23 protein-coding genes are annotated in these 23,733 nt (G+C 60.8%); 11 read left to right on the top strand and 12 right to left on the bottom strand.

Annotated elements, in window-relative coordinates; genetic code table 11:
- Nucleotides 1-18 precede the first annotated feature (18 nt).
- Nucleotides 19-2,139 carry an EAL domain-containing protein gene (locus HBO24_RS08375; protein ID WP_057440239.1) on the bottom strand — a complete coding sequence of 707 codons (2,121 nt, stop codon included), beginning with the start codon at nucleotides 2,137-2,139 and terminating at the stop codon, nucleotides 19-21.
- Between the two features lie 318 nt (nucleotides 2,140-2,457).
- On the opposite strand from HBO24_RS08375, the gene HBO24_RS08370 reads away from it, so the two are divergent.
- Nucleotides 2,458-3,123, top strand: coding sequence for a polysaccharide lyase family 7 protein (locus tag HBO24_RS08370; RefSeq protein WP_057440238.1), 666 nt, complete (start codon nucleotides 2,458-2,460; stop codon nucleotides 3,121-3,123).
- Between the two features lie 131 nt (nucleotides 3,124-3,254).
- The gene (gene alr / locus HBO24_RS08365) at nucleotides 3,255-4,484 is read left to right on the top strand and encodes an alanine racemase (protein WP_170059546.1); all 1,230 of its coding nucleotides are present in this window, start codon (nucleotides 3,255-3,257) and stop codon (nucleotides 4,482-4,484) included.
- Nucleotides 4,485-4,665: 181 nt separating this feature from the next.
- Here alr and fba read toward each other — a convergent pair whose 3' ends face one another.
- The 6 genes from fba to tkt form a co-directional block, all read right to left on the bottom strand.
- On the bottom strand, nucleotides 4,666-5,730 hold the full coding sequence (gene fba, locus HBO24_RS08360; RefSeq protein ID WP_029297347.1) for a class II fructose-bisphosphate aldolase: 1,065 nt from the start codon (nucleotides 5,728-5,730) through the stop codon (nucleotides 4,666-4,668).
- Nucleotides 5,731-5,899: 169 nt separating this feature from the next.
- Nucleotides 5,900-6,235 carry an MliC family protein gene (locus HBO24_RS08355; RefSeq protein WP_057960853.1) on the bottom strand — a complete coding sequence of 112 codons (336 nt, stop codon included), beginning with the start codon at nucleotides 6,233-6,235 and terminating at the stop codon, nucleotides 5,900-5,902.
- Between the two features lie 60 nt (nucleotides 6,236-6,295).
- Nucleotides 6,296-6,520, bottom strand: coding sequence for a hypothetical protein (locus HBO24_RS08350; RefSeq protein ID WP_169960124.1), 225 nt, complete (start codon nucleotides 6,518-6,520; stop codon nucleotides 6,296-6,298).
- Between the two features lie 29 nt (nucleotides 6,521-6,549).
- Nucleotides 6,550-7,713: a phosphoglycerate kinase gene (locus tag HBO24_RS08345; RefSeq protein ID WP_057440234.1), complete on the bottom strand. Its 1,164-nt coding sequence runs from the start codon at nucleotides 7,711-7,713 to the stop codon at nucleotides 6,550-6,552.
- Nucleotides 7,710-8,795, bottom strand: a complete 1,086-nt coding sequence (gene epd / locus HBO24_RS08340) for an erythrose-4-phosphate dehydrogenase (protein ID WP_057960854.1) — start codon at nucleotides 8,793-8,795, stop codon at nucleotides 7,710-7,712. Before epd ends, HBO24_RS08345 begins: the two co-directional genes overlap by 4 nt.
- Before the next feature lie 138 nt (nucleotides 8,796-8,933).
- A complete protein-coding gene (gene tkt, locus HBO24_RS08335; RefSeq protein ID WP_057440233.1) occupies nucleotides 8,934-10,931 on the bottom strand; it encodes a transketolase in 1,998 nt (665 codons plus the stop codon).
- Between the two features lie 260 nt (nucleotides 10,932-11,191).
- On the opposite strand from tkt, the gene HBO24_RS08330 reads away from it, so the two are divergent.
- The 5 genes from HBO24_RS08330 to HBO24_RS08310 all read left to right on the top strand — a co-directional run bounded on the left by HBO24_RS08330 (nucleotide 11,192) and on the right by HBO24_RS08310 (nucleotide 16,249).
- Nucleotides 11,192-12,187 (top strand): metalloregulator ArsR/SmtB family transcription factor, encoded by a 996-nt coding sequence (locus HBO24_RS08330; RefSeq protein ID WP_170059545.1) that lies wholly within the window; start codon nucleotides 11,192-11,194, stop codon nucleotides 12,185-12,187.
- Between the two features lie 19 nt (nucleotides 12,188-12,206).
- Complete coding sequence (gene metK / locus HBO24_RS08325) at nucleotides 12,207-13,397, top strand: methionine adenosyltransferase (RefSeq protein ID WP_057960856.1); 1,191 nt, start codon at nucleotides 12,207-12,209, stop codon at nucleotides 13,395-13,397.
- A gap of 250 nt (nucleotides 13,398-13,647) precedes the next feature.
- Nucleotides 13,648-13,995, top strand: a complete 348-nt coding sequence (locus HBO24_RS08320) for a DUF1090 family protein (RefSeq protein ID WP_057440231.1) — start codon at nucleotides 13,648-13,650, stop codon at nucleotides 13,993-13,995.
- A 95-nt stretch (nucleotides 13,996-14,090) separates the two neighbouring features.
- Nucleotides 14,091-15,773 carry an NAD-dependent DNA ligase LigB gene (gene ligB, locus HBO24_RS08315; RefSeq protein ID WP_170059544.1) on the top strand — a complete coding sequence of 561 codons (1,683 nt, stop codon included), beginning with the start codon at nucleotides 14,091-14,093 and terminating at the stop codon, nucleotides 15,771-15,773.
- An 80-nt stretch (nucleotides 15,774-15,853) separates the two neighbouring features.
- Nucleotides 15,854-16,249 carry a DUF1090 domain-containing protein gene (locus tag HBO24_RS08310; RefSeq protein ID WP_057440229.1) on the top strand — a complete coding sequence of 132 codons (396 nt, stop codon included), beginning with the start codon at nucleotides 15,854-15,856 and terminating at the stop codon, nucleotides 16,247-16,249.
- Nucleotides 16,250-16,267: 18 nt separating this feature from the next.
- On the opposite strand, the gene HBO24_RS08305 is transcribed toward HBO24_RS08310, so the two are convergent.
- The gene (locus tag HBO24_RS08305) at nucleotides 16,268-16,717 is read right to left on the bottom strand and encodes a cytochrome c (RefSeq protein WP_057440228.1); all 450 of its coding nucleotides are present in this window, start codon (nucleotides 16,715-16,717) and stop codon (nucleotides 16,268-16,270) included.
- A 127-nt stretch (nucleotides 16,718-16,844) separates the two neighbouring features.
- Here HBO24_RS08305 and HBO24_RS08300 point away from each other — a divergent pair, with 127 nt between their 5' ends.
- Entirely contained in the window at nucleotides 16,845-18,026 is a 1,182-nt protein-coding gene (locus tag HBO24_RS08300) for an MltA domain-containing protein (protein WP_170045174.1), read from the top strand.
- A gap of 78 nt (nucleotides 18,027-18,104) precedes the next feature.
- Here the strand turns inward: HBO24_RS08300 and HBO24_RS08295 are convergent, their stop codons facing one another.
- A complete protein-coding gene (locus HBO24_RS08295; protein ID WP_057960859.1) occupies nucleotides 18,105-18,491 on the bottom strand; it encodes an MAPEG family protein in 387 nt (128 codons plus the stop codon).
- 31 nt (nucleotides 18,492-18,522) lie between these two features.
- Nucleotides 18,523-19,356, bottom strand: a complete 834-nt coding sequence (locus HBO24_RS08290; protein ID WP_057440225.1) for an EamA family transporter — start codon at nucleotides 19,354-19,356, stop codon at nucleotides 18,523-18,525.
- Between the two features lie 234 nt (nucleotides 19,357-19,590).
- Here HBO24_RS08290 and HBO24_RS08285 point away from each other — a divergent pair, with 234 nt between their 5' ends.
- From HBO24_RS08285 to HBO24_RS08275, 3 genes are read left to right on the top strand one after another with little or no spacing between them, the layout of a single operon-like run.
- Nucleotides 19,591-19,917 carry a metalloregulator ArsR/SmtB family transcription factor gene (locus HBO24_RS08285; RefSeq protein ID WP_057440224.1) on the top strand — a complete coding sequence of 109 codons (327 nt, stop codon included), beginning with the start codon at nucleotides 19,591-19,593 and terminating at the stop codon, nucleotides 19,915-19,917.
- Nucleotides 19,914-20,348, top strand: a complete 435-nt coding sequence (locus HBO24_RS08280; RefSeq protein WP_057440223.1) for a YeeE/YedE family protein — start codon at nucleotides 19,914-19,916, stop codon at nucleotides 20,346-20,348. The genes HBO24_RS08285 and HBO24_RS08280 overlap by 4 nt, the downstream gene beginning before the upstream one ends.
- 2 nt (nucleotides 20,349-20,350) lie before the next feature.
- Nucleotides 20,351-20,770, top strand: coding sequence for a DUF6691 family protein (locus HBO24_RS08275; protein WP_057440342.1), 420 nt, complete (start codon nucleotides 20,351-20,353; stop codon nucleotides 20,768-20,770).
- Nucleotides 20,771-20,828: 58 nt separating this feature from the next.
- Here the strand turns inward: HBO24_RS08275 and HBO24_RS08270 are convergent, their stop codons facing one another.
- Nucleotides 20,829-21,716 carry a formate/nitrite transporter family protein gene (locus HBO24_RS08270; RefSeq protein WP_057440222.1) on the bottom strand — a complete coding sequence of 296 codons (888 nt, stop codon included), beginning with the start codon at nucleotides 21,714-21,716 and terminating at the stop codon, nucleotides 20,829-20,831.
- Between the two features lie 71 nt (nucleotides 21,717-21,787).
- Complete coding sequence (locus HBO24_RS08265; RefSeq protein WP_170059543.1) at nucleotides 21,788-23,719, bottom strand: patatin-like phospholipase family protein; 1,932 nt, start codon at nucleotides 23,717-23,719, stop codon at nucleotides 21,788-21,790.
- Nucleotides 23,720-23,733 lie beyond the last annotated feature (14 nt).

Raw genomic sequence — 23,733 nt, 5'->3', positions numbered from 1 at the left:
ACCGCCAGTGTAGCGAATTCAGCAGGGGCCTGCGCGCAGCGCGAAAGGCTGCGGCCACTGGGAAATATCGTCGGCCATCAGCGACGGGGCCACCAGCGGGCCCTGGATGAATTGGCAGCCATTGGCCTGCAGCCAGTGGCATTGCTCAAGGGTTTCCACGCCCTCGGCAATCACCAGCAAGCCGAAGTGCCCACACAGCTCGATAATACTGCGAGCCAGCGCGGCCTCCCGTGGCGAGTTGAGTACGCGGGCAACCAGGCCGGGGTCGAGCTTGAGCGTGTCGAACTCCAGGTCACGCAGATGCGCCAGGGAGCAGTTGCCCGAGCCAAAGTCATCGAGGGCTATTCGCACCCCCAGGCGCCGGAGCTGCTTGAGCTGCTTGGTGGACTCTTCGATATTGTGCATCAGGCTTTCTTCGGCTATTTCCACTTCCAGTTGCCGCCCCTGCAACCCATGTCGCTCCAGTGCCTGCTGCAGCTGGGTCGCCAGGTTGGGCATATTGAACTGGCTGCTACTCAGGCTCACGCTCAGCACCCAGTCGTCACTCATGACAGGGGCCCAGGCCTGTCGCGCCAGCGCCACCTGGTGGAAGATCCAACTGCTGAGCTGACTGATCAGGCGCGCCTCCTCCAGCAAGGGCAGGAACAACCCGGGCGGCACATCGCCGACACTCGGGTGCTGCCAGCGCAACAAGGCTTCGACCCCGCGCAAGTGCCCGTCCACCAGGGACACCTGGGGTTGGTACACCAAGGTCACCTGCTTATGGTCGATGGCCTCGCGCACACTGCTTTCAAGCATCAGGCGCGAGCGGGCCCGGCCGTTCATTTCCTGATCGTAATAGCGATATTGCTGACGCCCGGCGCGCTTGGCTTCGTACATGGCGATATCGGCGGCGCGCAGCAGGCCGCTCAGGTCACGGCCGCAATCGGGGAAGATGGCAATGCCGATACTGACCCCCAGCATCACCTCCAGGCCGTCCACTTGCTGGCAGATCGACACCCGCTCGATCAACTGTTCGGCAAGCTTGGCAGCCTGCTCCGGGTATTCCAGTTCCAGCAACGCGACGAACTCATCCCCACCAAGGCGGCCAAGAATGTCGCAACTGCGCAGGCACAGCGCCAATTGCTCCGAGACCCAGCGCAGTACCCGGTCGCCGGCGTCGTGCCCTACGGAATCATTGACCCGCTTGAAGCCATCCAGGTCCATATACAGCAGCACCGTGGAATGCTCGCTGCGCTCGTTGCGCAACAGGATCGTCTCCACGGTCTGATAGAAACCACGCCGATTGAGCAAACCGGTGAGGGGGTCAGTGACGGCCTGGGACTCCAGTTGCTGATGCAGATGGCGCACTTGCGACATGTCCTGCACGGTCACCACCATGGCCTTCTGTTCGCGGGGCAAGGGCGCACAGGACATGGCCACCGGCAGTTGCTGGCCGGGCGCCGTGCGCAGGATCGCGTCGTGCAGGCGCCAGGTTTCACCGCGCAGGTAGCCGGTGTACAACTCGCAGGCAAACCAGTCGGGCATATGGGGTTTTTGCAGGAAGCCCAGGAACGCCTGGCCTTGCAACTCGCCCACCGTGGCGTTGAGCAGTCGCGAAATAGCCGGGTTGGCGTAGCTGATCACCCCGTCTTCGCCCACCACCAGGATGCCCTCGGCGGCGTTGTCGAGCACCGAGGCATTGAAGGCCCGGGCCAGCTCCAGGTCATGACTCAAGCGCTGCAAGGCCCGCCGGTTGCGCTGATGCTCCAGCAAGGCCTGGACCTTGGGCTTGAGGATCAGCGGGTCGAAGGGCTTGAACAGGTAGTCGATAGCGCCGCTGGCATAGCCCTCCAGCACTGCGGCGGGCGATTGCTCAGTGGCACTCAGGAAGATGATCGGGGTCATGCGGGTGCGCTGGCTGCCGCGCATCAAGCGCGCCACTTCGAAGCCGTCCATACCCGGCATCCGCACATCCAGCAGCACCAGGTCCACGTCAGTTTCGAGCAAAAGCCCCAGGGCCTCCTCGCCGGAGGCTGCCGTCACCACCTGCCAGTCGTCGCGCTGCAGGAGCGCGCGCATGCTGATCAGGTTTTCCGGGTAGTCATCGACCACCAGGAGCACTGAGCAGCCTTCGGCCGGGGTTGGAGCGCATTCCATGCTGCATCTCTTCCTTGAGGGTTCATTCCGGTCATTTTTGCGACAAAACCGGACATTCAATGTGGAGTCACTCTAGCCTTGGATCCCATAAAGCAGAAGGTGCGCCGATGCCATCATTGCGCCAAAGGCCACACAACCGACTAACGGTCAGCGCCTACAGCCCACGGATTACGGGAAGGATGGCTTTTTGACAGACCACTGGCGCCAATAAACCGCCATAAAATCATTAACAAACCGTTACCAGCCGCTTATAAAGAACGCGCCAGCCCTTGGGCCAAAGCCTTTTGACCCTTCTTTCGTACAGCAAAGGCGCACTCAATGATTGATCTGTCCACCTGGAACCTGAGCATCCCTGTTGGCACCCCGCCAGCCACCATCGACACCCCCAAACTGCTCAGTGGTTTCAATGGCAAATACTTCCAGGCCGAAGGCAGCAGCGTGCAATTCTGGTCCCCCGTCACCGGTACCCGTACCGAAAACGCCATCTACCCGCGCAGCGAACTGCGGGAAACCTATGCCGACGGCCGGCTGCGCAACTGGACCTACCCAGAGGCCGACAACTACCTGCGCGCCACCCTGGCCATCAACCAGGTGCCCTCCTCGGGCAAGATCGTGATCGGTCAGATTCACGCCTATGACAGCCAGAAACCGCTGGTCAAAGTCGAATACCAATACAAGGAAAAAACCCAGACCGGCAACATCGTCGCCAAGGTGCGCATGCGCCCCGATGACAGCAAAGGCCGGGTGATTATCGTGGCCGAGAATGTGCCCCTGCAGCGCAACTTCACCTACGTCATCCACCTGAACAAAGCCGGCCTGCTGAGCATCGAGGCCGCCAACGGCCAATGGAACGAACGCCTCGGTGCCGCCTGGGGCAAGAAGCCGTTGTACTTCAAGGCCGGCGTATATGTGCAAGACAACAGTGGCGACAGCAAGGAAGGCGGCAAGGTGACATTTGCCAAGCTGGATATTGATCACAACTGACAGTCTGATCATTCTCACGACGCTTTAGGACAGAACCGCGACCCTGGGTCTCGACTTTCTTGTAGGACAATTCGAGTATGGCGCCGCGCATGCGCAATGCTTACCTATAAGAAAGTCATGGAGACTCATCAATGCCCTTCACTCGCACCCTACTCGCCCTGTCCATGGGCATGGTTCTGCTGCAAAACCCGGCCTTCGGTGCCCCGCCCTTGTCGATGACCGACGGGGTGGCCCAGGTCAGTATCCAGGACAGCAACGCCTGGGTTGAGATCAGCAAAGCCGCGTTTAAACACAACATCCGTACCCTGCAAACCAGCCTCGCCGACAAGTCGAAAATCTGCGCCGTGCTCAAGGCCGACGCCTACGGTCACGGCATTGGCCTGCTGATGCCATCGGTGATCAAGCTCGGTGTGCCTTGCGTGGGCGTGGCCAGCAATGAAGAAGCCCGCGTCGTGCGCGAAAGCGGCTTCAAGGGTCAACTGATCCGCGTGCGTACAGCCGCCCTGAGCGAACTGGAAGCGGCGCTGCCGTACAACGTCGAAGAACTGGTGGGCAACCTCGACTTCGCCGTGCGCGCCAGCCTGATCGCCGAACATCATGGCCGCCCGCTGGTGGTACACCTGGGGCTGAACTCCAGTGGCATGAGCCGCAATGGCGTAGAAATGACCACTGCCCAGGGCCGCCGCGACGCCGTAGCCATCACCAAGGTGCCGAACCTGGAAGTGAAGGCGATCATGACCCACTTCGCCGTCGAAGACGCCGCCGACGTACGCACCGGTCTCAAGGCCTTCAACGAGCAGGCCAATTGGCTGATCAACGTCGCCCAACTGGACCGCAGTAAAATCACCCTGCACGCGGCCAACTCCTTCGCCACCCTGGAAGTGCCCGAGTCCCGCCTGGACATGGTACGCCCCGGCGGCCTGCTGTTTGGCGACACCGTGCCGTCGTTTACCGAATACAAGCGGGTGATGCAGTTCAAATCCCACGTAGCCTCGGTCAACAGCTACCCGAAAGGCAACACCGTCGGCTACGACCGCACCTACACCCTGAAGCGCGATTCAAAACTGGCCAACATCACCGTGGGCTATTCCGACGGCTATCGCCGGGCGTTCACCAATAAAGGCATCGTGCTGATCAACGGGCATCGGGTGCCGGTGGTGGGCAAGGTGTCGATGAACACGCTGATGGTGGATGTGACGGATGTGCCAACCGTGAAGAGCGGGGATGAGGTGGTGCTGTTTGGCAAGCAGGGGAATGTCCAGACCACCCAGGCGGAGGTAGAGGATATCAATGGGGCGTTGTTGGCTGACCTTTATACGGTGTGGGGGAATTCAAACCCCAAAATACTGGTCGATAAATAAGCCGAACACCATCCAAATGTGGGAGCGGGCTTGCCCGCGATGAGGGCGTATCAGTCATCCATTTATCGACTGATACACCGCTATCGCGGGCAAGCCCGCTCCCACACTGGTTTGTAGGCGGCCTCAAATAGCGAGCACAAAAAACCCGCATCTCTGCGGGCTTTTTATTAACACCTGAGGCTTAGTTGACCTTAGCGTTCAACTCACCTTTCAAATACCGCTGATACATCGCTTCCAACGACACCGGCTTGATCTTCGAAGCATTACCGGCCGTGCCGAACGCTTCGTAACGCGCAATACATACATCACGCATCGCAGTCACAGTGGCGCCGAAGAACTTACGCGGGTCAAACTCGCTCGGGTTGGTGGCCATCAGGCGACGCATCGCACCGGTGGAAGCCAGGCGCAGGTCGGTGTCGATGTTGACCTTGCGCACGCCGTGCTTGATGCCTTCGACGATTTCTTCAACCGGTACGCCGTAGGTTTCTTTGATGTCGCCGCCGTACTGGTTGATGATCGCCAGCCATTCTTGCGGTACCGAGGAAGAACCGTGCATCACCAGGTGGGTGTTGGGGATGCGCTTGTGGATTTCCTTGATGCGGTCGATGGCCAGCACGTCGCCGGTAGGCGGCTTGGTGAACTTGTAGGCGCCGTGGCTGGTGCCGATGGCGATGGCCAGGGCGTCGACCTGGGTGCGCTTGACGAAGTCAGCGGCTTCTTCCGGGTCGGTCAGCATCTGGCTGTGATCCAGCACGCCTTCGGCGCCGATGCCGTCTTCTTCACCGGCCATGCCGGTTTCCAGGGAGCCCAGGCAGCCCAGTTCGCCTTCTACCGAAACGCCGCAGGCGTGAGCCAGGGCCACGGTTTGTTGGGTGACGCGCACGTTGTAGTCGTAGTCGGTCGGGGTCTTGCCGTCTTCGCCGAGGGAGCCGTCCATCATCACCGAGCTGAAGCCCAGTTGGATGGAGCGCTGGCATACGTCAGGGCTGGTGCCGTGGTCCTGGTGCATGCACACCGGGATGTGTGGGAATTCTTCGATTGCCGCGAGGATCAGGTGACGCAGGAACGGTGCGCCGGCGTATTTGCGGGCACCGGCCGAAGCCTGGACGATCACTGGGGAGTCGGTCTTGTCAGCGGCTTCCATGATGGCGCGCATCTGCTCAAGGTTGTTGACGTTAAAGGCTGGGACGCCGTAGCCGAACTCGGCTGCGTGGTCCAGCATTTGACGCATGCTGATAAGTGCCATTGTGTCTCTCTCCCGGTCGAGGGTCGTTAATCGTGCAAGCCTGCCGTAGCGGCGGCTGCTATTCAAGTTATTGCAGATCAAGGGGTTGAGCCTTGGCCTGCTGAATCGTTATTGCAGGGTGAGGTTCGCAATCTTTGTCGAATTGGAACCGGATCCCATGTGCTCTGTATTACTGGGCCTTGCAGCCCCGGCCGATCAAATCATCGGTGGCAACCCAGTAAACCAGGCCTTCCTCACCTTTTGTGTGAAACGCCAGTTGCTCATTGCTGTACAGCGCGCCGGAAGCGGCCACATCTTCCTTGAGGCGATACACCAGGTCGGAGCCGCCGAGGCGCACATCCACCTGCTTGTGGTCGGTATCGACAAACCGCCAGTTCACCTGGGCCTGGCTGTCGCATACCCAGGTGGTCCATGGTTCTTGCTGCGCTGGTGCCTTGTTGAACATGTTCAGGTTGGCACAACCGGCCAATAGAGCCAGTGCTGCCAGGGCGATAACGCCTTTCATTGCCAATCCTCGAACGGCGGCCCGAGGCCGCCACTGCTGTCGGTTAGTGAATCAGACCCATCAAGGGCAACCCTGTTCCTTACCTTTGGGCGGGGAATCGTATTTCTCCAGCCCGTCGGGCCCTATGCGCTTGCTGATCACCGGCATGGTTTCAGCCTGCCAGTCGGCCTGGTAGCAGCCCTTGTGCGGTGCAGCCCCTGGGGCGTCGTCTACCGGCGCCTTGGGCGCGCTGCCGCAGCCGGCCAACAGGCCTGCTGCAATCACCAGCGCGAATGGCTTGATCATGGGAATGCTCCTTTTCCAGGCTGCGGGTCTCAGCCCTTGGCTCGACTTTCCAGCACTTCAACGGCTGGCAGGACCTTGCCTTCGACAAACTCAAGGAACGCGCCACCACCGGTAGAAATGTAGGAGATCTGCTCAGCAACGCCATACTTGTCGATGGCCGCCAGGGTGTCGCCACCGCCGGCAATGGAGAATGCCGAGCTTTCAGCAATCGCCTTGGCCAGCACTTTGGTGCCGTTGCCGAACTGGTCGAACTCGAACACACCGACCGGGCCGTTCCACAGGATAGTCCGGGAGGCTTTCAGCAGCTCGGCGAAGTTGGCCGCCGTTTGCGGGCCGATATCCAGGATCATGTCGTCAGCCGCCACATCTGCGATCAGCTTGACGGTCGCTTCGGCGCTTTCGGCAAATTCCTTGGCAACCACCACGTCCACCGGCAGCGGTACGCTGACCTTGGCCGCGATGGCACGGGCGGTGTCCAACAGGTCCGGCTCGTACAGCGACTTGCCTACCGGATGGCCAGCAGCGGCCAGGAAGGTATTGGCAATGCCGCCGCCCACGATCAGTTGGTTGCAGATCTGGCTCAGGCTGTTGAGCACGTCCAGCTTGGTCGACACCTTGGAACCGGCCACGATGGCAGCCATTGGCTGGGCTGGTGCGCCCAGGGCCTTGCCCAGTGCATCCAGCTCGGCAGCCAGCAACGGGCCAGCAGCGGCCACCTTGGCGAACTTGGCCACGCCATGGGTCGAACCCTCGGCGCGGTGCGCGGTGCCGAAGGCGTCCATCACAAACACGTCGCACAGCGCAGCATATTGCTGGGCCAGTTCGTCGCTGTTCTTCTTCTCGCCTTTGTTGAAGCGCACGTTTTCGAACAGCACGATGTCGCCGGCCTTGACGTCAACGCCGCCCAGGTAGTCAGCCACCAGCGGCACTTCGCGGCCCAGGGCCTTGCTCAGGTAATCGGCTACAGGCTTGAGGCTGTTTTCGGCGGAGAACTCACCTTCGGTCGGACGACCCAGGTGGGAGCAGACCATCACGGCCGCGCCTTTTTCCAGGGCCAGCTTGATGGTCGGCAGCGAAGCCAGGATTCGCGCATCGCTGGTGACTACACCGTCCTTGACTGGGACGTTGAGGTCTTCGCGAATCAGTACGCGCTTACCTTGCAGATCGAGGTCGGTCATCTTCAACACGGTCATGGTCGCAGTTCCTGAATTACTTGATTTTGAAGGGCTAATTTTGAAGAAGCGATGTGCAGATAATGCTCCGCAACATCCAGCATGCGGTTGGCAAAGCCCCATTCGTTATCGAACCAGGCCAGGATATTCACCAACCTGGGGCCGGAAACGCGGGTCTGGCTAGCATCGACGATGGCCGAATGCGGGTCGTGGTTGAAATCACAACTGGCGTGCGGCAACTCGGTGTACGCCAGCAGGCCTTTGAGCGGGCCGCTGGTGGCAGCCTCGCGCAGGATCCGGTTGACCTCGCTGGCGTCGGTGTCGCTGACAGTCTGCATGGTGATATCCAGGCACGACACGTTCACCGTCGGCACGCGCACTGCTTTGGCCTGGATTCGCCCGGCAAGTTCCGGCAGCAGGCGTTCAATACCACGAGCCAGGCCGGTGGACACCGGAATCACCGACTGGAACGCCGAACGGGTACGGCGCAAGTCTTCATGGTGATAGGCGTCAATCACCGGCTGGTCGTTCATCGCCGAGTGAATAGTGGTAATCGACACATACTCCAGGCCAATCGCCTGGTCCAGCAGGCGCAACAACGGCACACCGCAGTTGGTGGTGCAGGAGGCGTTGGACACCAGCAACTCGTCACCGGTCAGGCAGTCCTGGTTGACCCCATAGACGATGGTGGCGTCGACATCCGCCTCGCTGGCCATCGGCTGGGAAAACAGCACGCGCGGCGCGCCGGCGTCGAGGAACCGCTGGCCATCGGCACGGGTGTGGTAGGCCCCGGAGCATTCCAGCACCAGGTCGACACCCAGCGCCGCCCAGTCGATGCCCTCGGGCGTGGCACTGCGCAAAACCTTCACGCAGTTGCCATTGATATGCAGACAATCGCCGTCGATCCGCACTTCGCCGGGGAACCGGCCGTGGGTGGAGTCGAAGCGCGTCAGGTATTCGATGCTGGCCATGTCGGCCAGATCGTTGATGGCGACAATTTCAAACCCGGCCGCCGCCCCTCGCTCGAACAGCGCACGCAAGACGCAACGACCAATCCGGCCGTAGCCGTTGAGTGCAACTTTGTAGGGACGGGGTTGAGGCATGGGGTTCTCGATCAATGTTCGTTCAGTGTTGAATGTTCCATCGCTATCGCGGGCAAGCCCGCTCCCACATTAGACCGAGATCCAAATGTGGGAGCGGGCTTGCCCGCGATGGCGCCAGTACAGACAACGCAGACTGACTTAGTCTTCCAGCAGCTCTTCAGCCTGACCCAGGATGTTTTCCAGGGTGAAACCGAACTCTTCGAACAACGCTGGCGCCGGCGCCGACTCACCGTAGGTGGTCATGCCGATCACGCGGCCTTCCAGGCCCACGTATTTGTACCAGTAGTCGGCATGCGCCGCTTCGATGGCAATACGCGCGCTGACCTGCAACGGCAGGACCGATTGCTTGTAGTCGGCGTCCTGGGCTTCGAACACGCTGGTGCACGGCATGGACACAACGCGCACGTTACGGCCTTGGGCGGTCAGCTTGTCGTAGGCCTGAACGGTCAGGCCCACTTCGGAACCGGTGGAGATCAGGATCAGCTCCGGCTCACCGATGCAGTCCTTGAGCACGTAGCCACCACGGCTGATGTCGGCGATCTGCGCGTCAGTACGTACCTGGTGTTGCAGGTTCTGACGGGAGAAGATCAGCGCCGAAGGGCCATCCTTGCGCTCGATCGCGTGCTTCCAGGCCACCGCGGATTCCACCGCGTCGGCTGGGCGCCAGCAATCCAGGTTCGGCGTGGTGCGCAGGCTGGTCAGTTGCTCGACCGGCTGGTGCGTCGGGCCGTCTTCGCCGAGGCCGATGGAGTCGTGGGTGTACACATGGATCACACGCTTCTTCATCAGCGCGGCCATGCGTACGGCATTGCGCGCGTATTCCATGAACATCAGGAAGGTCGCGCCGTAAGGCACCAGGCCGCCGTGCAGGGCAACGCCGTTCATGATGGCGCTCATGCCGAACTCGCGCACGCCGTAGTACATGTAGTTGCCGCTGGCGTCTTCAGCCGAGACACCTTTGCAGCCTTTCCACAGGGTCAGGTTGGAACCGGCCAGGTCAGCCGAACCGCCGAGGAACTCAGGCAGCAACGGGCCAAAGGCGTTCAGGGTGTTCTGGCTGGCTTTACGGCTGGCGATGGTCTCGCCCTTGGCCGCGACTTCGGCGATGTAGGCCGAGGCTTTTTCCGAGAAATCAGCAGGCAGGTCACCGGCCAGGCGGCGTACCAGTTCGTTGGCCAGCTCCGGGAACTCTGCGGAGTAGGCCGCAAAACGCTGGTCCCACTCGGCTTCTGCGGCGCGACCGGCTTCCTTGGCGTCCCACTCGGCGTAGATATCAGCCGGGATTTCGAACGGGCCATGGTTCCACTTCAGCGCTTCGCGGGTCAGGGCGATTTCCGCGTCACCCAATGGGGCGCCGTGGCAGTCTTCCTTGCCTTGCTTGTTCGGCGAACCGAAGCCGATGGTGGTCTTGCAGCAGATCAGGGTCGGCTGTTCGCTTTTGCGCGCGGTTTCGATGGCGGTCTTGATCTCTTCCGGATCATGGCCGTCAACATTGCGGATCACCTGCCAGTTGTAGGCTTCGAAACGCTTTGGCGTGTCGTCGGTGAACCAGCCTTCGACTTCGCCGTCGATGGAGATGCCGTTGTCATCGTAGAAAGCAATCAGCTTGCCCAGGCCCAGCGTGCCGGCCAGGGAGCTGACTTCATGGGAAATGCCTTCCATCATGCAGCCATCACCCAGGAACACGTAGGTGTGGTGGTCGACAACATTGTGGCCAGGACGGTTGAACTGCGCCGCCAGGACTTTTTCTGCCAGGGCGAAGCCCACGGCATTGGCCAGGCCTTGGCCCAGGGGACCGGTGGTGGTCTCGACGCCTGGGGTGTAGCCGAATTCCGGGTGGCCCGGGGTGCGGCTGTGCAGTTGGCGGAACTGCTTGAGGTCGTCGATGGACAGGTCATAGCCGGTCAGGTGCAGCAACGAATAGATCAACATCGAGCCATGGCCGTTGGACAGCACGAAGCGGTCGCGATCGGCGAACGACGGGTTGCTCGGGTTGTGTTTCAGGTAGTCACGCCAAAGTACCTCGGCGATATCCGCCATGCCCATTGGGGCACCGGGATGGCCGCTGTTGGCTTTTTGCACGGCATCCATGCTGAGGGCACGAATGGCGTTGGCACGCTCACGACGGCTGGGCATCGCTGATCTCCTGGAGGTTGAATAAAAGAAACGGAAAAAAGGACCGGCATTTTCCCTCAGCCAAGGCCTCAGGGGCAATGACAGATACCGACTTATGTAGGTTTTTCCTGTGGTTTGGACTGCATTGGCGGCAAGAACACTTCCCGCCGTTCGTCTAAAGGTTATAGCGCCTGCTTATAACCACCGATTATCGACCAATATCAAAACTTTTTGATATTGGCCTTGCGAGGATTTGACCTCATCACTAGACTGCTGGCCTTATGAACTTACCTGCGCCTTCCATTCGCCCCGACGATTGCGATGAGCTGGCGGCCCTGTGCAAGGCCGGCGGTGATCCGCTGCGCCTGAATGTACTGCGCGCCCTGGCCAACGACTCGTTTGGTGTGCTGGAACTGGCGCGGATCTTTGCCATTGGCCAGTCCGGTATGAGCCACCACTTGAAAGTGCTGGCCCAGGCCCACCTGGTGGCCACCCGCCGTGAAGGCAATGCGATTTTTTACCGTCGCGCCCTGCCCCACACCGATTTGCTGGGTGGCAAGCTGCACGCTGCATTGCTCGAAGAAGTGGACAACCTGGCCCTGCCGGCTGACGTGCAGTCGCGGATCGCCCAGGTCCACGGGCAACGCGCTGCGGCCAGCCAGGACTTTTTCTCCCGGGTGGCAGACAAGTTCCGCGCCCAGCAGGACCTGATTGCCGGGCTGCCTCAATACCGCGAAAGCGTATTGGCGCTGCTCGACAAGCTGAGCTTCAACCCAGGTGCCACGGCGCTGGAAGTCGGCCCGGGCGACGGCGGGTTCCTGCCGGACCTGGCACGACGCTTCCACCAGGTGACGGCGCTGGACAACAGCCCGGCCATGCTGGAACTGGCGCGCCAGCTGTGCGAGCGCGAACAATTGGGCAACGTCCGCCTGCAACTGGCCGATGCCTTGAATGAGGTCGGGCTGCAAGCCGATTGCGTGGTGTTGAACATGGTTCTTCACCATTTTGCCGCGCCGGCCGATGCTCTCAGGCAGATGGCCGGTTTGCTGCAACCGGGTGGCAGCCTGCTAGTAACTGATTTATGCAGCCACAACCAGAGTTGGGCCAGGGAGGCCTGCGGTGATCTATGGTTGGGGTTTGAACAGGACGATCTGGCCCGTTGGGCCACCGCTGCGGGACTCGTTCCCGGGGAAAGCCTGTATGTAGGCTTACGTAATGGTTTCCAGATTCAGGTCCGCCACTTTCAGCGGCCAACTGGCGACACTCACCATCGGTAAATATCAGGAAAACATCGAGATGAGCGAATATTCCCTTTTCACCTCCGAGTCCGTGTCTGAAGGGCATCCGGACAAAATCGCCGACCAGATTTCTGATGCGGTGCTGGACGCCATCATTGCTGAAGACAAGTTCGCCCGCGTGGCGTGCGAGACGCTGGTGAAAACGGGCGTGGCGATCATCGCCGGTGAAGTCACCACGTCGGCCTGGGTCGACCTGGAGCAGATCGTCCGTGACGTGATCACCGACATCGGCTACACCAGCTCTGACGTCGGCTTCGACGGCGCGACCTGCGGCGTGATGAACATCATCGGCAAGCAGTCGCCCGACATCAACCAGGGTGTCGACCGCGCCAAGCCAGAAGACCAGGGCGCCGGCGACCAGGGCCTGATGTTCGGCTACGCCAGCAACGAAACCGACGTGCTGATGCCTGCACCGATCACCTTCTCGCACCAATTGGTCAAGCGCCAGGCCGAGGCCCGTAAATCCGGGCTGCTGCCTTGGCTGCGCCCGGACGCCAAGTCCCAGGTGACCTGCCGTTACGAAGGCGGCAAAGTGGTGGGCATCGACGCGGTGGTGTTGTCGACCCAGCACAATCCGGAAGTCTCCTACAAAGACCTGCGCGAAGGTGTGATGGAGCTGATCGTCAAGCACGTGCTGCCTGCCGAACTGCTGAGCAAGGACACCCAGTTCCACATCAACCCGACCGGCCAGTTCATCATCGGCGGCCCGGTGGGCGACTGCGGCCTGACCGGGCGCAAGATCATCGTCGACAGCTACGGCGGCATGGCCCGTCACGGCGGTGGCGCGTTCTCCGGCAAGGATCCCTCCAAGGTTGACCGCTCGGCAGCCTATGCCGGTCGTTACGTGGCCAAGAACATCGTCGCCGCTGGCCTGGCCGAGCGTTGCGAGATTCAGGTGTCCTACGCCATTGGTGTGGCCCAGCCTACGTCGATCTCGCTGAACACCTTCGGCACCGGCAAGATCAGCGATGACAAGATCGTCAAGCTGGTGCGTGAGATCTTCGACCTGCGTCCGTACGCAATCACCACCATGCTCGACCTGCTGCACCCGATGTATCAGGAAACCGCGGCCTACGGCCACTTCGGTCGTACCCCTGAACAGAAGACCGTCGGCGACGACACCTTCACCACGTTCACCTGGGAAAAAACCGACCGCGCCGACGACCTGCGCACCGCTGCCGGTCTGTAATCGCAGCACGTAGTACCCAAAGCCCCACCGGGTTTTCCCCGGTGGGGCTTTTTGTTGCGCTTTTTTGCGGGCGGGGGTTAGCGCGACGGCGAACCTGGCAAATAGTTCACATTTATTGGATCCAAACCTTGCAGGCTAAATGATGGCCCACTAGAATTCGCGCCCTCCCGAGCCCTTAACCACATTGGATACTGCACTGCGCCTGCTCGGGACAGCCAAGTGCGCAGGCAATCGAACATTGAGGTTTTTCATGCGTATTTCCACCTTCGCTCCTGCTGCCGTACTGCTCAGCCTGTTCGCCCTGCCAGTGCAAGCCGCTGACCTGAGCGGCCTGACTGGCGCCCTGACTTCCCAACTGGGCGGCGCTACCGGCAACTGCGAAAAACAGAGCCAGGAGCTGCAAGCAAAAGTCGACGCCGCCAAAGCCAATGGCGAAGACCTGAAAGTGAAGGCCATGCAGGCAGCACTGGACCAGGTAAACAAAGGTTGCAAAAAAGTCGGCGAGTCCCAAGGCAAGCTCGACGAAACCGCGCAAAAGCAGCAGGCCAAGGCTGACAGCAACGACACCGTGAAAGCCCTGGGCGGTCTGTTCAAGTAAGCAGAAACACCCGGTAAAAAGCCTCGCGCCTGCGGGGCTTTTTTATGGGCGTTTGCTTGCTTTAGGCTGGGCGCCCCTTCAGAGCAAGGATGCTCATGATGACACCACGCCTGCTGACCTACCTGCTATTGATGCTCTTCCCTATCGTCGCTTGGGCGCAGGGCTGCCCGGACTGGCAAGCCGACAAGGCCCGGGACGAAATCACCGCCCTGCAACGACAGATCGACCTGTGGGACGACAGCTACCACCGACTCGGCCAATCCCTGGTCAGCGACGAGCTCTATGACCAGGCCCGCATGCGCCTGGAGCAATGGCGGGCTTGCTTTGCGCAGACGCCGTCACCTGCGCAAAATCCCCTGGCCAGCTCGCGGGGCACTGTCGCCCATCCCGTCCCGCACACGGGCCTTGAAAAGTTGGTCAACGACCGCGCCGTGGCAGACTGGATCGGCACACGCAGCGACCTTTGGATACAACCCAAGGTCGATGGGGTGGCCGTGAGCCTGGTCTATCGTGGGGGCCGCCTGGCCCAGGTGATCAGCCGCGGCGACGGCCTGTTCGGCCATGACTGGACGGCCTCGGCCCGCAAGATCCCCGGCCTTGTGCAACAACTGCCCGAGGCCATCGACCTGCTCTTGCAGGGCGAGCTGTACTGGCGCCTGGACACCCATATACAAGGGGAGACGGGCGGCATGAATGCCCGCAGCAAAATCTCCGGGCTGATGAACCGCCAACACCTCAATGACGCCGACGCCGCCGGCATCGGCCTGTTTGTCTGGGCCTGGCCGCAAGGGCCGGCGGACCTCAAGCAGCAGTTGGACACCCTTGCACACTGGGGTTTTACCGACAGCCGTCGCTACAGCCAGCCCATCGACACCTTCGAGCAGGCCCGTCACTGGCGAGCGTTCTGGCATGGGCACCCTTTGCCCTTCGCCACTGATGGCGTGGTGCTGCATCAAAGCCAGCGCGCCCCGGCCGAACGCTGGCAGGCCAGCACACCTTACTGGGCTGTTGCCTGGAAATACCCGGTCATCACAGCCCTGGCCCATGTGCGCCAGGTGCAGTTCAAGATCGGCCGCACCGGCCGTATCACCCCGGTCCTGGAACTGCACCCGGTAATGCTCGACGATCGCCAGATCAAGCGCGTCAGCATCGGCTCGTTGAAACGCTGGCAACAACTCGATATCCGGCCCGGCGACCAGGTGTCCATCAGCCTTGCCGGCCAAGTGATTCCCAGGCTCGACCAGGTCATCCTGCGCAGCTACCCACGGGTCGATGTCGCGGCCCCGGTGGCGGGCGACTTCCATCACCTGAGCTGCTTGCGTCTGGCCCCGGCCTGCGAGGAGCAACTGCTGGCCCGACTGACCTGGCTCAGTGGCAAGCAGGGGCTGGATCTGCCACACATTGGCCGCGAGACCTGGAACTCCTTGATCCAGGCCGGTCAAATCAGCGGTTTGGTGGATTGGTTGAACCTTGATGAGACAGAGCTTGCTACCATTGACGGATTCGGCGACCGCAGCACGACGCGCCTGCTTGCGAGCCTGCAGACCGCACGTCAGCGACCGTTCGCTCAATGGCTGATGGCGCTGGGGGTTCCACCGACCGCCCGCAATAACCTGGTGGGTGGCTGGCATGCCCTGGCCGCCCGCGACACGCAAGCCTGGCAGGCCGAGGCAGGAATCGGCCCGGGACGCGCGGCGCAGTTGAGCGCCTTTTTTCGCGACCCTCAGGTGGTGGCCATGAGCGAAACACTACGGGCTGCCGGGATCGACGGTTTTTAGGCCCGGCCCGCTACATTCATCGGTACCGGCAGAAATCATCCTGCACACCTGACAACGATCTTGTTTATTTTGGAGTTTTTATGAAGTTTCTTGCACCGCTTGCCCTGTTGACCGTCACCAGTTTTCTGACCACTCCCTTGCTGGCTGCCGAGACAGCCCCGCAACTGACCGGTTGCGCTGCCAAGCGCCAGGCCATCAGCCTGCAGATCGAACAAGCCAAGGCCCATGGCAACAGTGAGCAACAAGCCGGTCTGGAAAAAGCCTTGAGCGAAGTCACCGCCCACTGCACCGACGCCTCCCTGAAAAAGGAACGCGAGAACAAGGTGCTGGATGCCAAGCACGAAGTCAGCCGTCGTCAGGCTGACCTCGACAAGGCCATGAAAAAAGGCGACTCCGAGAAGATCAACAAGCGTAAGGACAAGCTCGCCGAGTCGCGCAAAGAGCTTCAGCAAGCCCTCGACGACCTGGACAAGTAAGACGCATCCGACCGAGCCTCAATGGTCGCGAAACTGCTTATGACAGGCGCTGCACGCATCTTCGACTTTCTGCACGGCCGGCTTCAGGTCACTGGCTTTGTAAGGCTGCACTTGGCTGGCGATCACCAACTCACCGGTGGCCGCCTCAAGGTTGCGCGCCAGTTCCTGGAACTGGGCCTGTTTCTGCCATACATCGTCCTTGGCACTGGTGTGATCTTCTTCGCGCACCGTTGGAAAGTGCTTCCACGGCTCATGGGACAGGGTGTCGAGCTTGACCGCACCCTCGGCAAATTTCGCCCCGTCGAACGGAATACGGCCGCGCAGCATGCCACCCAGGTCTTCGCCGGTCTTGAGCATCTGCTTGAAGATGGCCTTGCGCTGGCCCAATGGCGAGTTCGGATCCACGCCGCCGCAGGCGGTCAGCGTCAAAGCGGCCAGCAATACAACAGTCAGTTTTTTAAAAGTCATGGTGGCTCAGGGTCACGGGAAACGGCGGCCAGTATCCCCGCCCCGCCCGGAAAGACCAATAGCCCTATTAATAATATGGACGCTTGTGCCGTAATCGGTACCGGCTACCGCCTTGGGAATTACGTGCATGAATAACCTGTTGAACCCCTGGAGCCGCCGACTGGCATGGGCTCTGCCGATGATCGCGCTGCTCGCCGGATGCGACGGTGGCAACGCCCCGGCCCCCAAGCCCGAGCCGGAAAAACCCCACGCCGTGGCGACCTATGTCAGCGCCACCTGGGAAGCCCTGCCGGAAGTTTCGGACACTGACCTGCAAGCCGGCTTCGAATCCTGGCGCAGTGCCTGCCAACGCCTGAAGAACGATCCGGTGTGGGGCACCACCTGCGCTGCCGCGGCCAATGTGCCGGGCAATGCCGGTGATATCCGGGGTTTCCTCAAGCAACAGCTGGACGTGTATGGCTTGCGCTCGGCAGACAACACGCCCAATGGCCTGATCACCGGCTACTACGAACCGGTCTACCCCGGCAGCCTTACCGAAACCAAGACCGCCCATGTTCCTGTGTACGGGGTGCCGGACGACCTGATCATCGTCAACCTGGAAAGCATCTACCCGGAGCTCAAGGGCAAACGCCTGCGTGGGCGCCTGGAAGGGCGGGTACTCAAGCCCTATGACGATGCCGGCACCCTCAACCAGCAAGGCTCCAGCGCCAAGCCCATCGCCTGGCTGACCCACCCGATGGACCTGCAATTCCTGCAAATCCAGGGTTCGGGCCGCATCCAGTTGGCGAACGGTCGTCAACTGCGCGTGGGCTATGCCGACCAGAACGGTTTCCCCTACCGCCCTATCGGCCGCTGGCTGGTGGAGCAAGGCGAGTTGAAGAAAGAAGAAGTGAGCATGGGCGCCATCAGTGCCTGGGCCAAGGCCCATCCTGAGCGGATCCCGGAGTTACTGGCGAGCAACCCCAGCTACGTGTTCTTCAGCACCCGGCCCGACAGCAATGAAGGCCCGCGCGGCTCGCTGAACGTACCACTGACCGCAGGCTACAGCGTGGCCGTGGACCGCAAGGTGATCCCACTGGGCAGCCTGCTGTGGTTGTCCACCACCCGCCCCGATGGCGCACCGATCGTACGGCCGGTAGCGGCCCAGGATACGGGGGGCGCGATTGTCGGTGAGGTGCGTGCCGACCTGTTCTGGGGCACGGGTGATGCAGCGGGCGAGCTGGCCGGGAACATGAAGCAGCAAGGCCAGATCTGGATGCTGTGGCCCAAGGGTGCGGCGCTGCCTCAAGTGCCGGACGCGCCTTTGTAGGAACCGGTTTACCGGCGATGGCGGTTTCAAATCCGCCATCGCTGGCATGCCAGCTCCCACAAGGGTTGGCTGCGTGCCTTAGATCGAAACGAAGAAGAAGCTCGCAATCAACGCCATGCCCACGAACCACACCAGCGAACGCAAGATCGCCCAGTCCGCCAGGTAGCAGATGATGTACAGCAGGCGGCTGGTGATAAACAGCACCGCCAGTACGTTGATGGTCACCAGTTCCGCGTTGCCCGCAAGGTGGGCAATGATCACCGCTGCGGCAAACGCCGGGGTCACTTCAAAGCTGTTGAGCTGTGCGCTATGGGCGCGTTTGGCAAAGCCTTCGAGGGTTTCCAGGAAGGCCCGGGGGTCGTGGTTCTGCCGGGGCCCGAATTTGCCACCACTGAACTTGGCCACGCCAGTACACAGATAAGGCAGAAAAATTGCGATCAACACACACCAGAAAGCAACAGTCATCACTCATTCCTTTTTTAGTTTTATCCGCTGGTTAGAGTTTCATCACGAGCATGCCGATCAGTACCAACCCACAGGCTAAGAGCCGGGAGCGGCCGAAAGGTTCTTTCAGGTAACGCATACCGAACAACACCACCAGGATCACGCTGACTTCTCGCAGCGCGGCGGCCTCGGCAATCGAGCCCAACTGCATGGCCCAAAGCACCAGAGCGTAGCTCAACAACACGCACAACCCCACGCTCAGCCCCAACCGCCATTGCGTGCGCCAAAACAGGCTGAACGCCGCGCGCTTGCGCACCATGGCCAGCAGGGGAAAGGGCCAGGCACTGAGCAGGGTCAGCCATACCAGGTAGTCCAACGGGTGCGACCAGCGCCGCAGCGCCTGGCCATCAAGGAAGGTGTAGCAGCCTATGCACAGGCCGATCAGCGCCACCACCGGCAACATCGACCAGGGCAGCCGCTCCCCGCCACCGCCCTGCCAAAGCAGGCACAGCATGCCGAACGGGATCAGCAGGATGCCGACAATCTGCTGGGTACTGAGCACTTCCCCGGCAAACACCAGGGTCAACGCCAGCACCACCAGCGGTGATAAGCCGCGCATCAGCGGATACACCAGCCCCAGGTCGCCAACGCGGTAGGCCTGGATCAGCAGGTAGCGATAGAGCAACTCGAACAAGGCCGATGCGATGATCCACGGCCAGATTTCCAGGGGCGGCAACGACACAAATCCCACTGCCAGCAGAACAAACAACAGGGCCACGCTGTCCATGCAGGCGATCACCAACAGGCGCTCGCCGCTGAACTTGATCAAGGTGTTCCACGTCGCATGCAACAGCGCCGCTACCAGCACCAAGGCTGTCGCAACCACAGGGAGCCCCTTGTCAGAATGGCCAGATTTGATTCGTCATGTGTCAGCACCCTGCACGCTTATGTGGGTTTCCGCTTTATCGGCCTGCCACCCACCATCGGTGGATAAGGTTTAGTCTCACTGGCGTCGACTTTTTCAGGTCTGGATACAGGCTACACCCGTCTAGACACCACAGCCTTAGCTGTTCACTATGTAAATATATATATTATATAAACACTAAATGAGTCAGCAGTCATGCCACCTCTTGAACATGAACTTGATATCCAGCAACTGCGAGCTAGTGCTGAAGCCGCTGGCCAGCTACTGAAAGCGCTGGCAAACCCTGAACGATTGCTCCTCCTCTGCCAGTTGTCGCAGGGCGAGCTAAATGTTACCGATTTAGAGGCCTTGTCAGGCATTCAGCAACCTACGTTGTCTCAGCAACTCGCGGTGCTACGTCGCAAGGAGATGGTGGAAACGCGACGGGCAGGAAAGCAAGTCTATTACCGAATCAGCAGCTCTGTAGCGCTCGCGGTGATCCATGTCCTTTATCAGCACTTCTGTGCAGGAGATGCAAAATGAGCATTGATTGGATCAACTTTACGCCTTGGACTTCCGTAGGCGGAGGGGCCTTGATAGGGCTGGCGGTTAGCTTGTTTGTTCTCGCAAATGGCCGTATCGCAGGAATCAGTGGCTTGATTGGAAGCATGATGCATTTTGGCAGTGAAGGCTGGAGCGAAAAGGCGCTATTTCTTCTTGGCCTGGTGATGGCGCCATTGTTGTGGGGGGCGTTTACCGTATTGCCGGAAATCGAGATCAAGGCAGAGTGGCCGGCCCTGATTATCGCAGGCCTGCTCGTCGGTGCGGGAACTCGCTACGGCTCCGGTTGTACAAGCGGTCATGGTGTTTGTGGGATCTCTCGATTGTCTCCCCGCTCCATTGCAGCAACGATCTGCTTTATGTTCGCAGGCATTGCAACGGTGTACATCATTCGTCATGTGGTGGGAGCATGAAGATGATCAAGTCGAGCGCATTTTTTGCAGGGCTGATCTTCGGCCTGGGTCTACTCCTGGCAGGCATGGCGAACCCCGCCAAGGTATTGGCTTTTCTTGATGTGGCCGGGGCCTGGGATCCGTCACTCGCACTGGTTATGGGAGGAGCTATCGCAGTGGCGGTTATTCCCCTGAGTTGGGCGCGCAAGAACAAGCGATCGTTGCTAGGTGCCCCCATGCAGTTACCGATTAGCCGAGAGTTGGATACCCGCTTGATTGGCGGCAGCCTGGTGTTCGGTATAGGTTGGGGAGTTGCGGGGATCTGCCCTGGGCCAGCCGTCGCTATTCTGCTTACGGGGCATGGGCAAATCATCATATTCGTATTGGCCATGTTGGCCGGTATGTACGTGTTCTCTCTATTGGATCGTCGACGCACGACCTGATTAGGCGATAGACGTGAAAGCGAATGACCCAGGCTGAACCCCAGGCCACGTCTGAACATCACTGATCCTTGTCGATCGACTGCGGATGCCTCGGGTCCGCAGCCTGCTTGCCCGGCAGGCTGCCTTCGCTGCGAATCTGCGCATGGCTGATCAGCGCGAAGATAAAACTGCCGCCGATGATATTGCCCGCCAGGGTCGGCCCGGCAAATACCAGCCAGAAGTCCTTCCACGGTAGCTCGCCGGCAAATACCAGATAGGACACCTCCGCCGAACCGACGACAATGTGGGTGAAATCACCCAGGGCCATCAGGTAGGTGATCAGGATAATGATCCACATCTTGGCGCTTTCCATGGACGGGATCATCCACACCATGGTGGCGATCATCCAGCCGGAGACGATGCCTTTGGCAAACATCTGGCCCGTGTCGTTCTCCATGACCTTGCGCCCGATGTCGAGGAAGGCCAGGTCGGTCTTGGTGTCGAAAATCGGCAGGTGCAGCATCACGTAGGCCACCAGCAAGGTGCCGCAAAGGTTGCCCACCAGTACCACCGTCCACAACCGCAGCAGGCGCCCGGCATTGCCCAGGGTCGGCTTGCTCATCACCGGGAGCACGGCGGTCAGGGTGTTTTCGGTGAACAGTTGCTGGCGCGCAAGGATCACCGCGAGAAAACCTGCGCAGTAGCCAAAGCTGGCAATCACCTTGAAGCCTTCACCGCCCGGCAGGCGGGAGTTGAGCAGCCCCATGGCCATCAATGACAAGCCCATGGTCAGGCCGGCGGCCAGCGCCGACCACCACAGCGCCGCGACGCTGCGCTCCAGTTCCTGGTCGCCCTGGGTGCGAATGATTTCATGCAGCACCGCTGCCCTGGGCGGTTGGTTCTTGTCCACATCCTGCTGCTCTTCCTGCGACAGGTTGGGAGTTTTGCCGTCTTTTTGGGTGGCCATGATGTTCCAGTGTCCAAGGGGTGCCTGTAGCTACGACACGCTGGCGCAGTGGCTGTTCAGTGGCCGGAGAACTAAAGCGGGATGCGCCAGGCCTTGGCCATTTCCACGGTGGTCGAGCTCAGTGGCTTGGACCAGGGTTTATTACGCGCACCATAGTGTTCAATGATGTCGTCGAGCACCCGATTGAACTCGGCCGGCGTCGTGGCCGTGGCCAGGTCGCGCGCGGCCCGCTGCAGAAGCTCGACGTTGGCGGCCGTCTGGCCTGCACGGTAGAGGGAGGGGTAGATGACTTCGCGGGTGAAGTTGTCGGCTTTTACGGCAATATCCCGTCGCTGCATTTGAGCCACGGCACTGGTCATGACCTTGGAGGTTGGCGTGGAAGCCCCCTGATTGTGCTTGGCAACCACCTGCAACAGTTGCTGGAAGTTATGCTGCCCAGGGGCGTTAAGCCGCCGCCCCAACCACTCGATATGCTGGGGCCGGGTAACCAGTGCATCCAGGTTACGCAGCGCAGAGAGCAACCCAGGCGTGAAGACCAAAGTATTGCCTGCCTTGTTGGCCTCGGTAATCGCTGCGTCCAGAGCTTGCAATCCCTGCTGTGCCTGCTTGCGAAAACGCAGCACATTCGCCGCGGCGGGATCCTTCTGGAGTGCCACTTGCACGCTGGCAAGCATTGCATCGTCCATCGCCAGCACCGCGTCGTCCAATGACTCGAACAAGTGCCGCTCACGCACCTTGCTGCGCTGCTCCTGGTGCTGTGTCACCGCTTGCCGGGCCTGGGTCTGCAAATGCTTTTTCTGCTCGGCGGTCATGGTGAAATTGACCGTGCCACTGAGCAGGCCACTAAAGTCACCTTTGGCGGATTTGAGCGGCAGCACCACGGTTTGCTCGTTAAATTCCTTGAGGCGTTGCTGTTGATAGGCGCCTGCAGCCGTCTGGGCAGTGCCTGTCAGTTTGTCCGCAACAGCGCTTATGACGCTGCCGCTCTTTTTCTGCGATGCAGGAGCCTGGGACTCGAATTTGACGATCAACGACTCCGGCTGGCTCAGCGGGCTCTCGGGAAACGAGCGCTCGATCACCCCGGGAGCCGGGGTGTTGAGCAACAAGCCACCGTCCTGGAAAAAAGTGGTTTCACCCACCGCCTGAAACCCATGGCCTTGCTCGGCAGGGCTTTTGAACAGTCCCGGTAGGGAGCCCGAGATATGCGCGGCGCGGGCAATGTCCATATCCGGGGTCAGGCTGGCGTTGAACACCACCAACTGCGGGCGACCATCGAACATGCCGGTCCCCGTGATGTTCAGTTGCTTGATCGCCGGGATATGCCTGCTCAGCACGTCAAGATCAGCAAAGGTCGGTGCCCCTCCGGCGCTCAGCCTGTCGGCGATTTTCATCACTTCGTCGGGGCGGGCTGCCCTGGGCATGGCGGCAATATGGGCCAGGATCGACTTGCGTGACTCGTTACGGATCAGGTCTTCGAGCGAGTGCGCCTGGGTTTGCAGGCGCGGCATCATCGTCAGCAGCAATTGGGAAATGTTGCCCGCCGGGCGTGGCAGGCGCCCGGCAAGTTTGCCGAGGCTCGCCCCGGCATTTTGCAGCCAGGCCGTCACAGGGTTGGGGCTGTTGAGCAGGCTGGGCAGATCAATGCTGTTTGAGAGCGTGCCGAAGGCCTTGGCTCCCATGCCACTGGCCAGCAGCGCTGCAGAAATCGCACCGGCAGATGAACCAGAAATGGCAGAGATGCCTGGCAGTGTTCCGGTTTCTTCAAGGGCCTGGACCATCCCGGGGAAGGCGATGCCCTTGGCGCCACCGCCGCTGAGTACCAGATGGCTGACCGCAGGGGGTGACAGCACCACCTCCACCTGCCCCTTACTGTCTCGAAACAGGCTCAGCTTTCGCGGGCCGACGCCCTCGACCAAGGGTGTCTTGGTGCCTTGGGCGGGGGGTGGCGGGGGTTGCCGCGATGACGGCTGAGTCTTGGCAGCCGGGTTGGCGGTCACTTTCATTGCGGGCTCTCTCT

It is taken from the genome of Pseudomonas sp. WS 5410 (genome assembly GCF_012985645.1).
In the GTDB taxonomy this organism is placed as follows: domain Bacteria; phylum Pseudomonadota; class Gammaproteobacteria; order Pseudomonadales; family Pseudomonadaceae; genus Aquipseudomonas; species Aquipseudomonas shahriarae.
This window is presented reverse-complemented; position numbering and strand designations above follow the sequence as displayed.